We start from the raw sequence: 250 nt of genomic DNA, 5'->3' as shown, positions 1-250 counted from the left end.
TGCGCCTGGAAAAGACTTTTCCTGGCCGCTTCAGACGAAGATATTTCCCATACCCCTTGAAAGGCCGTACCTTGCTGGAATCGCTGTCTTTCTGTATCCAACGGTAAATAGTCTTGAAACTTATCAAGGGAAGGTTGAGGCAGGCGGCCTGCAGACGCAAGCGCCCCGCGATCTGTTCGGGAGACCAGCGTTCCCGGAGTTTTTCCTGGACGTAGGCCACCAGCTCGGGTGTACGCCTGGAAGCCTTTTT

The 250-nt window shown here is 54.4% G+C and carries 1 pseudogene; it reads right to left on the bottom strand.

Annotation, left to right across the window (positions count from 1 at the left end):
* Positions 1-250, bottom strand: a pseudogene (locus ACQRCJ_RS12570) (hypothetical protein); the annotation flags it as partial.

It is taken from the genome of Desulfovibrio sp. SGI.102 (assembly GCF_050314315.1).
GTDB lineage: Bacteria > Desulfobacterota > Desulfovibrionia > Desulfovibrionales > Desulfovibrionaceae > Desulfovibrio.
Note: the sequence above shows the minus strand (reverse complement) of the source record. Positions and strands in the feature narration are given on the sequence as shown.